The 12249-nt window shown below is 48.0% G+C and carries 7 protein-coding genes; 5 read left to right on the top strand and 2 right to left on the bottom strand.

Annotation, left to right across the window (positions count from 1 at the left end):
* The 3 genes from P8O70_08425 to P8O70_08415 all read left to right on the top strand — a co-directional run.
* Positions 1 to 472: hypothetical protein (locus P8O70_08425; GenBank protein ID MDG2196902.1), on the top strand; the 472-nt coding region annotated here is incomplete at its 5' end.
* Positions 473 to 1429: 957 nt separating this feature from the next.
* The gene (locus P8O70_08420) at positions 1430 to 2083 is read left to right on the top strand and encodes a hypothetical protein (GenBank protein ID MDG2196901.1); all 654 of its coding nucleotides are present in this window, start codon (positions 1430 to 1432) and stop codon (positions 2081 to 2083) included.
* Between the two features lie 713 nt (positions 2084 to 2796).
* Positions 2797 to 2961, top strand: a complete 165-nt coding sequence (locus P8O70_08415; protein MDG2196900.1) for a hypothetical protein — start codon at positions 2797 to 2799, stop codon at positions 2959 to 2961.
* A gap of 311 nt (positions 2962 to 3272) precedes the next feature.
* Here P8O70_08415 and P8O70_08410 read toward each other — a convergent pair whose 3' ends face one another.
* Both P8O70_08410 and P8O70_08405 read right to left on the bottom strand, forming a co-directional pair.
* Positions 3273 to 3440 carry a hypothetical protein gene (locus tag P8O70_08410; GenBank protein MDG2196899.1) on the bottom strand — a complete coding sequence of 56 codons (168 nt, stop codon included), beginning with the start codon at positions 3438 to 3440 and terminating at the stop codon, positions 3273 to 3275.
* 217 nt (positions 3441 to 3657) lie between these two features.
* On the bottom strand, positions 3658 to 3963 hold the full coding sequence (locus P8O70_08405; GenBank protein MDG2196898.1) for a hypothetical protein: 306 nt from the start codon (positions 3961 to 3963) through the stop codon (positions 3658 to 3660).
* Positions 3964 to 4400: 437 nt separating this feature from the next.
* Between P8O70_08405 and P8O70_08400 the strand changes: the two genes are divergently transcribed.
* Positions 4401 to 11519, top strand: coding sequence for a Calx-beta domain-containing protein (locus P8O70_08400; protein ID MDG2196897.1), 7119 nt, complete (start codon positions 4401 to 4403; stop codon positions 11517 to 11519).
* A gap of 300 nt (positions 11520 to 11819) precedes the next feature.
* Positions 11820 to 12249, top strand: a 430-nt coding sequence (locus P8O70_08395; protein ID MDG2196896.1) for a 4-carboxy-4-hydroxy-2-oxoadipate aldolase/oxaloacetate decarboxylase, incomplete at its 3' end; no start/stop codon positions are given.

Raw genomic sequence — 12249 nt, 5'->3', positions numbered from 1 at the left:
AGTTCCTCTAACCGCACTTTATGGAACTTGGAACTCCAGTTGTACGAGTGGAAGTCCTTATCAAACGGAAACACTTCAAGTCGCTGGATTCAACCTGACACTGGATATAATGACTTTCGATGACAGTTCCTGCAGTTCTGCTAGATACTCTGTGAGGAGAAACTACTCGGGTCTTGTCGGAGGTTCATCTCCTCTAATTTTGCCGAATGGATCTGTCGGCTACACGATGAGCAGTCGACTGCAAGAGTTTAGTGTGACTCCTCTGACCAGTGAAGCCAGAGTAACAATGAATAATACGGTTTATTGTGGTGTTTCTACTTGGCAAGACAACCAATCATCAAGTATTGCAGGTAGAAACTGTGGTTCCGGCACAAATCCAGCGCTTAATGCAGTAGTACATGATCTGTACAGCCTAGCAGGTACGAGCCTTTATATTGACAGCAGCAAGAAGTCTTACCAAAAACAACCCTAACAATTCTAATGAGATTGCCTGAGCTCAAGCTACTAGCATTAGGGCCTTTGTCTCTGAATTTGTATCAATCCACATGTTCCTGGTTGTCAATTCATGAATTATGTTTCTGGTACTCTCCCCCGAATTTTCAATAACTGTTACAACATTCTCTTCGAACTTTTTTATATTTCAATAGCCAATAGTGCTATATCATTGTAATTTCTATTTAAAATCTCATGAAGAAAACTGCTTTACCAGTTTCTCTGCTCTAGCTATCGTTGATCAGAAATCTTCCTGAAGAAACTGTCTCCTAATTATTCATTCCTCATCAAAAAAATTACACCAACTAGGGTAATCAAATTCACTGTTTAAGTACAATGTTGACTGAAGTTTGTCGTGACTGCCTCTCAGATTGAACAAAATTCCAGTGTACGTAGTATATTTCCTCATTACATAAACAATGCTAGTGGCAGCAAGTGTGCATCGATTTTTGAGGGTATGTGCGGAGATGAATCCTGACTTGTAGGGTGCCAAAGCTCACTTTGTAGGTACTGACCTTTTTGATCTTGGGAAAATGAAAGATTAAATTGAGTGTCAGACTGACTTGTATCGTTCACTCCAAACAAATCCCCAAGTATCTCCAACTATTTTTCGGCTAGTATTTTCAGTCCTTTTTAGCATTAAAACATCAAACGACTTCAATTTTGGTGTAATTCGTCACAGATGAATAAAAAAAACTGTAAAAAATGATTTTTACTCTGAGTGCAGGCTACCAATAAGCTCAACTTAGATTTGCTGAAAAAGGATACAAACATTATCCTAGTCACTTCAAAATTTGTTGTATTTTTCTGTCAAAACATTGATCAGTTTTGAAATTCAGTAACTTAGCTAAGACAAATGGATTTGCCTTACAAGAGTATCCACTACATTTTAAGTTGGAAGAAATCTACAATCTTTTTGTGGCTCTGGATTTTGAGTGTGGCTTTCTCCGCAGTCACTTCAAACGCTCAGGAACCAGTTGAAAAACGGATGTGGCTCGGTTGGGGGCAGGCTTATGGAAATTATGAACAAGATGACTTGAAGTCTGAGGAGATGGAAGGAATTACTCTCGAGTTGATGGCGTCCCACCGTTCCTTTGCAGATAACATGGTACTTGGCAAGGCTCTCCTAGATACTCGTTTTGAGCACCATTTCTTAGATGATCAAGGACTTTATCACAGTATTAAGACCCGTGTAATTCATGGATATTACTCGATTGGCTTTGGTAAAGCTGTGGAGGTACTGAAGAGTGTAGAGCATGATTTGATACAGATAGGAGGGAGTCTAGAGCTAGTAGGTGGTTTTGGCATTCTTCAATTTGACAAACTTGAAAGAAATGCTTTGGGCGAGGTAGTACACTACGGTGAGAGATTCGGAACAGATTTCCTGGTTGGCTACCAACTTTCACTATATGCTGATTTCGATAATGCTTGGACTGTCGGAGTAAAATCAGCCTTTTATCGCAATACACTCTATATTGATTACGACGAAGTGGAGGGCAGATTAAACCATATTTACTCCAATATGTTTTTCATTGGGACCAAACTTGGCGAAGTTGACTGTAGGGCAACACGTTATATGATCTGCAAATAAACGATCTGTCCTGATGGAATTTATTTTTCATCAGGTATTAGACCGCTGTGACTCCTATATTTTTTCACCACAAACTAACTTCCTCCCTCACCGCTTCAGATGTGACCTCTTTCCCACTGTGTGAGGGTTGTCAAGGCAACCACTGATTTTCAACATAACCGGAATTCGTTCTTCTCCATCAGGGAGAAGATGGCCTTCAGGCTGGAAGAGAGAACTCTTCCAAATATCCAACTCGCACTATTTCTTCCAATTCCACAACGTTCTCAGGCACCACTTGCGTCGTCTCTCCTCTTCCAAAATAGTTGTCATTCTCTAAGCTGACCATCCGCTACAGTCCGTCCACCACAATGGTTCATTCTTGGGTGTCAGCAGAGATTTTTTCAAACTCCGAAATCTTTTCATAAAGATCAGCAAAATAAGAAAGTTAAGAAATTTTTGATTTTTGTACTGACATTCTCCCCCTAAAGTTTACTGGCCTGACGGTCCTGCACCGATATTCTCCTACCGTTGAGTGGATCCTCTGAGTTAATTTTCCTGTAATACATTTGCTGAGTATACCTAGTTGAATTCCAACACATCCAATACAAGCAATGATTCTGAGAAATGTGGAACTTATGAAAACAACTTACGAACTGCCATTGTTGCCAGCTCTGGTTTGTCTGATCCAGATGGGATGCGGGTAACTTCAGGAAGAAGGAACGATTGTCTATGATGTGGATTTTCCCAGAGTCGATGAAGTCGATACTGGAAATGAGAGTGGTTCTGGAAGTGGTGATGAGCTGGCCCCAGTCACAGATCTAGCTGCTATAGCTGGCACACAACAGAATACCCTGAGTTGGACTGCTGCTTCTGGCGAGGGTATTTTAAAGCAGTGCTAACTCAACGATCTGCTATTGGGCGAGGGATTTCAGACAGCGTTGGTTCAAAAGTTCTTTGCGAATGAGCGAGGGTTTCAATCGAATGAGAGTTTGTCCTTCTCCTTTGGGGAGAAGGTGGCTGAAAGCTGAATGAGGGATTTCCTGCAAGTCACCTATTTTCCTTACCTTTTCTCCTCTGTACCAATCTCTCACCCACCACTGATGCGGTAACCCTTCTCCCAAGGTGGCGAGATCTTTCTCAGCTTCGTTACATTCAATTCGCCACCTAATTGGTGAGGGCTTCTCAACAAATTGACGGTGGTCTTTTCCATCTACTCAGGAGCAAGCCAGTCCCTAGTTGGATAATGCCTTCCCTCTGTTGACACAGCAACTCGCCGTAGTTCCTCCAAATAATTTCCTCCTACAGCCTCTGGTCGTTCGAAAGTGGTGGTCATGTCGATAAAGCGTTGTTCCTGAGCAAATTTCAGAATGCTTTCCATCACCTATCGATGATTTCTTGGAATGTCTGCAGGCGACTGCTAAAAAAAGTGTCTGGAGCACTGCCAATCTGGAGATCTCACTTCTTGGCCAAGATCACCAGTTCACTGCTTACCTCAAAGGTGGTGGCTAGAGGTTTTTCCATATAAACATGCTTGCCAACAAGCAAGGTGGCGCGATTGATCTGTTAGTGGCACAACGGTGGTGTGAGGTTCAAGATCAGCTCAATTCTGCATCTTGAATCAGTTCGTCGGCACTGGCGTAGGAACGTTCAATACCGTGCCTCAAGGCTTTTGACTGTGCCTTTTCAAGACCACGCCTGAGACAAGCCAATAGCTGAATGGCCTCAAAACATTTGAGATTATTGATGTAGACAGCAATGATCTCTCCGAGCCCAACAACACCGATTTGAGTCTTTTTAATCGAGTTAACCTGTGTGAAAGAAAGGAACTGTTTCATTGCTAGTATGGGCAGAGTGTTGATGTCACTGAGTTCAACGCTTGCTGAGAATAACCTTCGCAGCACAAAGCGTTCACGCAGTACTTGCCCAAGTTGAATGCACCAAAAATCACCTACATCTTCCGTCAGTAAACCTGTTTTTTCTGCACTTTTACAAAAATTGGTTCTAAGTAGGCTTTTGCTATGTTTATTTGTGACATAATATTGACTAATAGCTAAATTTATTATAGCTTATTCAGTTCCTCTTGCGAAATTCACTTTCGATAAGTAGGCATTCAGGCATGAATATTTCACTTTGAGCTTACTTGAAATTATTTCCGTAAGAGTTCTCGGCCAACGCACAAAGCAACAGCAACCCACCTCTACCCCTGCAAGGTTGCTCCTGAGAGTTCTTGGACTGCGCATGGAAGCGATAAGGTCTTCAAGGAAGCCTCAAAATCCTCTAAGAGAATCAAGTTAGGCGGAGCAATCTGCTGAGCTGGTCTGCTTTCCTGGAGCATTTGATGAAGTCGCTGCTGATCCTTTTCAGTTTATTCTTTACGCTGGTTCTCTCCGGCTGTAAGGAAGGGACGATTGTCTATGACATCGAGTTTCCCCGCGCTGACAGTCCGGAAGCGCAGCCCAAGCGCATCGCTCCAGCGAGTGTCAGCCTGCAGGCTGTCTCTTCCAACCTTGCTGAAAATGCTGGCACTGTCTTCATCAATGCCACGTTGAACAAGACAGCCTCTAGCACCACGACAGTTCTACTTTCTCTCTCCGGCAGCGCCACGCTCAACACCGACTACAGCATCGACAATGCGACCATCGAGATCCCAGCGGGTTCGCTGACCGCCAGCACGACCCTACGCAGCCTGGATGACAACATTGATGATGACGCCGAGACTATCACCGTGGAGATCTCTGCAGTTTCTGGAGGAGATGGCGTCATAGAGAACGGGGACCAGCAGGAGACGGTGACGATCACCGATGATGAGGTAGCGCCAGCGGTTACGCTGGCCACCTCAGCCAGTAGCTTTCTAGAGAACGCAGCGAACCCGGCCGTGACCCTGACAGTTTCAATGACCGCAGCGGCAACGAGCAACACAACAATCCTGCTGGGAATCTCTGGGACAGCTACTGGTGGAGGAGTTGATTACAGTGTTGGTAGTACCACTCTAGTGATCCCTGCTGGCTCGACCAGCACCACAACAACGCTCAGCAGCAATGATGATCCGTATTACGATGACGGTGAGACGATCATCGTCGATATCAGCGGTGTCAGTGGGAGCACTGCCACCGAAAGTGGTACCCAGAGTGAGACGCTGACGATCAACGATGATGAGGCCCAGCCGACGGTGAGCCTGACAGTAGGATCGAACAACCTGACAGAGGCAGCGGGAGCAACGAACAACACCAGCGTGACGGCTACACTGAGTTACGTCAACAGCACTGCGGTGAGCATCAACCTGTCCCTAAGCGGCACAGCTAGTGACCCGGCTGACTATGGCATCGCTACAACTAGCCTGACGATACCCGCTGGTAGTACAACAGCAACGACGACGGTGACAACCCAGGATGACACGATCTCAGAGGGCACCGAGACGGTGATCATTGACATTGGCTCCGTCAGTGGTGGCGACAGCGCGGTGGAAGCCTCACCAGCCCAGCAACGAACCATCTCGATCACCGATGATGAGGCCAACCCAAGCGTGACTCTGTCGACCTCAACCAATTCGCTCAACGAGACTGGAGCTGGGGATAACGCCACGCTGACGGTGACCATGAACCCAGTAGCTTCAAGCGCCACGACAGTGACGCTGGCTCTTTCAGGTACAGCCACTGGTGGGGGCAGCGACTACAGCATCGACAACACAGTCTTGACGATTGCTGCTGGAGTGGCTACAGCCACAGCAACGATCAGCGCCCAGGATGACCCCTACTATGACAACGGTGAGACGATCATTGTCGACATCAACTCAGTCAGCGGGGGCAACAGCGCCACAGAGTCCGGGACCCAGCAGCAGATACTGACTTTCAATGACAATGAGATCCAACCGACGGTGAGCCTGACGGTGAACAGCAACAGCATGGGTGAGACAGGTGGTTCGGTCACCCTGACGGGCACTCTGAGCTATGTCAACAGCGCCAGCACGAGCGTGACTTTGGGGACTTCGGGGACCGCAACAAACCTAACTGATTATAATCTTAGTAGCAGCACGATCGTGATTGCCGCTGGCAACACCACAGGTACGGCGACTCTAAGCAGTGCGGGGGATTCAATCAGTGATCCAGCTGAGACTGTGATTGTGGATATCACCAACGTCAGTGGGGGTGACAATGCCACTGAGGCTACTCCAGCCCAGAGGCAGACAGTGACGATCACCGATGATGAGGCCTTACCAGTGATCAGCCTGAGCAGCTCAGCGAGCACAGTCACCGAGGCGAATGCCTCGGTGACGCTGACTGTGACAGCGAACCCAGCCTCTTCTTCTGTCATCGCAGTCAACTTGGCCGAGACTGGTACAGCCAGCGGGAGTGGGGTGGACTACAGCCTGGGAGCGGGAGTGCTCAACATCAGCGCTGGCAGCACGACAGCAACAACCAGCATTACCACCGTCAATGATGGAATCTATGACCCAGCTGAGACGGTGATCATCGACATCAGCTCGGTCAGTGGTGGTGGTGCAACGGAGTCTGGGAGCCAGCAGGAGACAGTGACGATCACCGATGATGAGGGAACTCCTACGGTGAGCCTGTCGGTAGATAACAACACTGTCTCTGAAGGAGCTGGTGTTGGAGCTAGGACGGTGACAGTCACATTGTCAAATACCGCTTCGGACAATGTCACAGTGGGACTTTCCACTTCAGGGACCGCCACGGGGGGTGGGGTAGACTACACGCTCAACAGCAGCTCCCTGCTGATTGCTGCCGGCAGTACGACGGCTTCAACCACGCTGAACATCAGTGAGGACCTACTGATCGAGGGGACTGAGACAATTATTATTGACATCAGCTCGGTGACCAACTCGATTGGGATCACAGAAAATGGGGTGCAGACCGAGACGATCAACCTGACAGATAATGAGGCAGGACCGACAGTGAGTCTCTCCTCTTCCTCCCCGATTGCTGAAAATGGTGGGGTTTCGACGGTGACAGCCACAATGAGTACCACAGCAGCCCAGAGCACAACGATCAACCTGCTTTTCAGTGGAACAGCAGACAATGGCACTGACTACTTACGGAGCGCTTCTTCGATCACGATTGCCGCCGGTAGCACTGGCGGCAGCATCACGGTGACCGGAGTGAATGACAACTTCAATGATGAAGCGGAGACAGTGATTGTCGACATTGATACAGTCAGTGGGGGCAACGGAGCTTCTGAGAGTGGGACCCAACGAGAGACGATCACGATCACTGATGATGATCCCACACCCACCGTGAGCCTGAGTAGCTCAACTACTAGCGTAGCTGAAAGTGCTGGCGCCAACGCGGTCACCCTGACAGCTACACTGAGTGCTGTCGCTGAGAGCAGCACTAGCGTGACCCTCTCGCTGTCGGGGACGGCGACTGTAGGAGCTGGGACCGACTATACGATCAACAGCAGCACAATCACGATTGCTGCTGGCAACACCACAGGGACGGCTCAGTTGAGCATCTTGGAGGACCCGCTCAGTGAGGTGCCGAATGAGACGATTGTTGTGGACATTGCCAGTGTGAGTGGGGGAGATAGTGCCATAGAGGCTACTCCGGCTCAACAGGTGACCGTGACGATCACTGACAACGAGGCAACACCGCAGATCACGCTGGCTCCAGCGCCTACGAGTCCGATTGCTGAGAATGGAGGAACCTCCACCGTGACGGTGACCTCAACCCCAGCTTCTTCCTCGGTGATCACGGTCAACCTCTCCTTGAGCGGCAGTGCAGACAACGGCAGTGACTACAGCATCGGTACAACCAGCCTGACGATCCCAGCCAACACCGCTAGCACCAGCACCTTGGTCAGTAGTCTTGATGATGGCACCTTCGACCCTGCAGAGACGATTGTTGTGGACATTGCCAGTGTGAATGGTGGCAGTGCAGTGGAATCTGGGGGCAACCAGCAGGAGACAATTACGATCACTGATGATGATAACCCACCGGTGGTGGACCTGCTGGTCTCAGCGAGTAGTGTCAATGAGAATGCCGGCAGTGCCGCAGCGGTGATCACCGCCTTGCTAGACCATGCAGCAACAGTGGATACGCTGGTCACCCTGAGTCCATCGGGCACAGCGGACAATGGCAGTGACTACATGCTGGACAACTTCACGATCAGCGTCAGTGCCGGAGCGACCAGCGGGACGACCAATCTGAACTTGCTTCAGGACAGTGTCAGTGAGAACCCGGCAGAGACAATCATCATCGACATTGCCAGTGTGAGTGGAGGAGACAGCGCCAGTGAGAACGGAACACAGAGCCAGACGATTACACTGGTTGATGATGAGGCAACCCCGCAGATCACCTTGGCTCCGACCCCTACGAGCCCGATTGCTGAGAATGGGGGGACTTCTACTGTAACGGTGACCTCTTCCGTAGTTTCTTCCTCGGCCATCACGGTGACCTTGGCTCCTGGAGCAGGGGCAACAGCAACCGGTGGAGGTACAGACTACAGTCTTGATTCAAGTTCATTGGTGATTGCTGCAGGTAGTAGCACGCAGACTACAACCATCACGTCAGTTGATGACAACATTACCGAAGGCAATGAGGCTGTAGTGCTTGATATCACCGGAGTCTCTGGTGGCGGTGCTACTGAAAGCGGAACGCCTCAACAAATATCTGTCACTATCACAGATGACGACAGCGCCGGCTTCACGCTTTCGAAGACAACGGCCTCAGTTGCTGAGACTGGTAGCACAGACACCTTCACCGTTGTACTGAACAGTGAGCCGACAGCCAATGTGACGCTCACCTTGAGTGATAATGACAGCAGCGAGGTGCTCTATCCAAGCAGCGTGGTCTTCAGTACCGGCAATTGGTCGACAGCCCAGACAGTGACGCTGACGGGCAAGGATGACTACATTGATGATGGCAATCGATCAACCTTGTTGACACTGACTCCAAGCAGTGGAGATGGCAACTACAACTCACCAACCTTATCTGCCCAGACCGTCACCGCAACTACTACGGATAACGATACGGCCAGCTTCACTATTTCACGAACCACAGCAGATGTCAGTGAGAATGGCACGACTGCAACCTTTACGGTCGTGCTGAAGACTGAACCGACAAACACCGTTGAGTTTGATATCACTTCGGATGACTTGAGCGAAGCACGGGTTTCTCCGGAAAGCCTGACCTTCTCGACAGGAAACTGGACAGTCAGTCAGACTGTGACGATTACCGGTGAGGACGACAGCGATGACGACGACAATGTCACCAGCACCACGAGTGTAGCGATTGATCAGCCAAACACCTTGGACAGTGTTTACGACAGCGTTGGCGTGCAAACAATCAATGTGTTGACGATTGATGATGAGGAAATGCCGATTGTGACGCTCTCTGCCGCAGCGGCAACTGTCGCGGAGAGTGGAACCGTGGAGATTACGGCAACTCAGAATCGAACAGCCGCAACGGATACAACGGTCAATCTCAGCACAACCAATGGAACCACCATTGGAGGAGATTATACCGCCCCAGGTGCCATCACCATCACAGCTGGTACCACAAGTGGTTTCATCAACTTTGCCCCGGTGAATGATGGGATTGATGAAGATGATGAAACCCTGACAATTCAAATCTCGTCGGTGAGTGGGGGGCAAGGTGCCCAGGCAGGGACTCCACAGCAGGTTTCAGTGACGATCAATGATGACGATACGGCAGGTTTCACCCTTTCAACTACGGCAGTCAGTGTGAACGAATCGGGCACAACCTCACAAACCTTTACCGTTAAGTTGGATACGGTACCCACTGGGACCGTCGTCTTTGATCTGAGCCATGATGATGCATCAGAGGCGAGTATCTCTCCCAGTAGTCTGACTTTTACTGATAACACAACTAAATCAGTGACGGTGACGGCAGTTGATGAACTTGTAGATGATGATAATGTCAGTAGTACTGTCACAATTTCTGTTAATACAAGCAGTACTGCAGATTCCAAGTATGATTTATTGGGGAGTCAAACAGTAACTGTGACTACGGTTGATGATGACAACCCAGGAATTGCAGATTTCGATTTAGATAATATTACACGCGATATTGTTCGACTTCATTTAGGTTGGGATGCACCAGTAGGTTTCCCTACAGGTGCGTATGACTACTATAAACTATTTTACACGACTGTTCCCCCAGCTTCACGAACTCCAGCAGGTAGAATGGTTGATGATTCAGATAATCATACAGGAGCTATACTAGGGACATCTGGTGAATTTATACACGGAGGATTGGGTCCAACTTTAACCTATTGGTATCGACTCGCAGCGTATATAGATGATGGTGATCGTAAAGCTGATGCAGATGACGTTTTTAAGCTTTCTACAAATGAACTAGGTGAAACTCCGTACCCTGTAGAATGTACTTCAACTGCAAGTGAGTCAGTTATGGTAGACAATGATCCAGACTTACTTGTGTACTATCCATTTGTTCGAGACTTAAACGATTATAGTCCTAATAATGGAAGTAGGGCTAATGGATACCCATATAATCTAGTTGACACAAGCAACAGTATTACATTTGGAGAGGGATGTGCTTTTGGTATATCTGCATACTTTGATGGAGATCGAGGCCTAAGTAGTTCGAGTGCAAATGATGGCACATATGCAGAAAATACTTCATTCAATCAGTTAGATATTCCAGACAACTGGACGTTGTCACTTTGGGTAAATCCAGATGGAGATATGGAAATGTATAGCTCAGCATTTTCATCTGGTGACATTCCAAACGGTCCAGACTTTCAAATTGATTTAGATGATTCAGCTAGTCCACTGGGTAGAATTCGTGCCTACAACAATAATGGGAAGACTCTCAAAGGGCCCGTCTTAGAATTAAACAGTTGGTATCATATCGCGCTAGTTCATTACGCAAATGATCAAGCAAGTTTTTATGTGAACGGAAAGCACCAACAATCAACAGGCAGCGCTACAAGCGATTTGTGGAAAAGTTATTGGGCTGCAAAAAATAGGTACCTTTGGCAAAAAATAAAAATAGGCATCAATCGTCAGGGAAAGAAAAACTGGAAGGGTTATGTCGATGAAGTAAAAATTTTCGGTAGATCTTTCAGTGCTGATGATGTTTTAACATTATACCAAAAGTCATTGCCGCCTATTGTCGAAAATCTAACAGCGACATCAGACGGGATTGGTAGTAGTAGTATTACTCTCACTTGGGATGCAGTAGGTGTTGCTGATAACTACACGGTTTATAAATTAGAACAATCATCAGGTGGGCTAAGCAGAGTTATCAGTTTTGACCAGATTAATATGGGGAACAGCGTCCCAGGTGTTATCACTATACCAAACGTATCATCTGGCTGTAGATCTGGAGCATGCTCATATACAGACAGTTCAGGTCTTGTCAACAATAAATATTACTATTATCGAATTGCAGCAGTGAGTGCGATAGGTACTGGAAATGTGGCTCCAACTGCTGAAAAATATGCCCAAGCACAATAGTCTTATACATAAAACTCATAACGCAGACCCTGTTTTTTCTGCTGTTTGGACTGTTTCCTAGTGCTCTGGGACTTCAGAATTTTCTTCCCTCTGACATCCTCTCAAATTCCCTGATTCGGGAGGATTGATCTCTCTTTGAATCATCTCTTTCTGCCTAGTTCTGATCTTAATTCATACCAAAATTTTCTAGAAATTTGCTTGAGAACTTTCTGCTACGGGTGGATTCTTAACCGGTTATTTACCTCTTTAGCTGCTTGAATCGCACTCTCCCCTGTTTTTTATTTGCTGGAGTATATTCTGATGCCCGTTGTCATCACAGACATTCCGCGTCCACCTGAATCATTGGTGCAAGCCTATCAGGAGTTGGACGTTGCCACAGTTCACGAAGCACAAGGACGCAATGGTCTGCTAGCGTCCTATCTGCGCCCAATCTACCGTCCTGCCAAGATTGTGGGTACAGCCGTCACCTGTGAGGTGGCCCCTGGAGACAATTGGATGATTCATGTGGCAGTCGAGCAGTGTCAGGCCGGAGACATCCTTGTGGTTGCTCCCACGAGCCCGTGTGAGGATGGTTATTTCGGGGATCTGCTGGCGAACTCGCTGCAGGCGCGAGGAGTGTTGGGCTTGGTGATTGATGCTGGGGTGCGTGACGCCGCAACCTTGACTGAAATGAAGTTTCCAGTCTGGTCCAAGAAGATCTTCGCCCAGGGCACGGTCAAGGAGACGCTGG

Source organism: SAR324 cluster bacterium, from assembly GCA_029245725.1.
Lineage (GTDB): Bacteria > SAR324 > SAR324 > SAR324 > NAC60-12 > JCVI-SCAAA005.
This window is presented reverse-complemented; position numbering and strand designations above follow the sequence as displayed.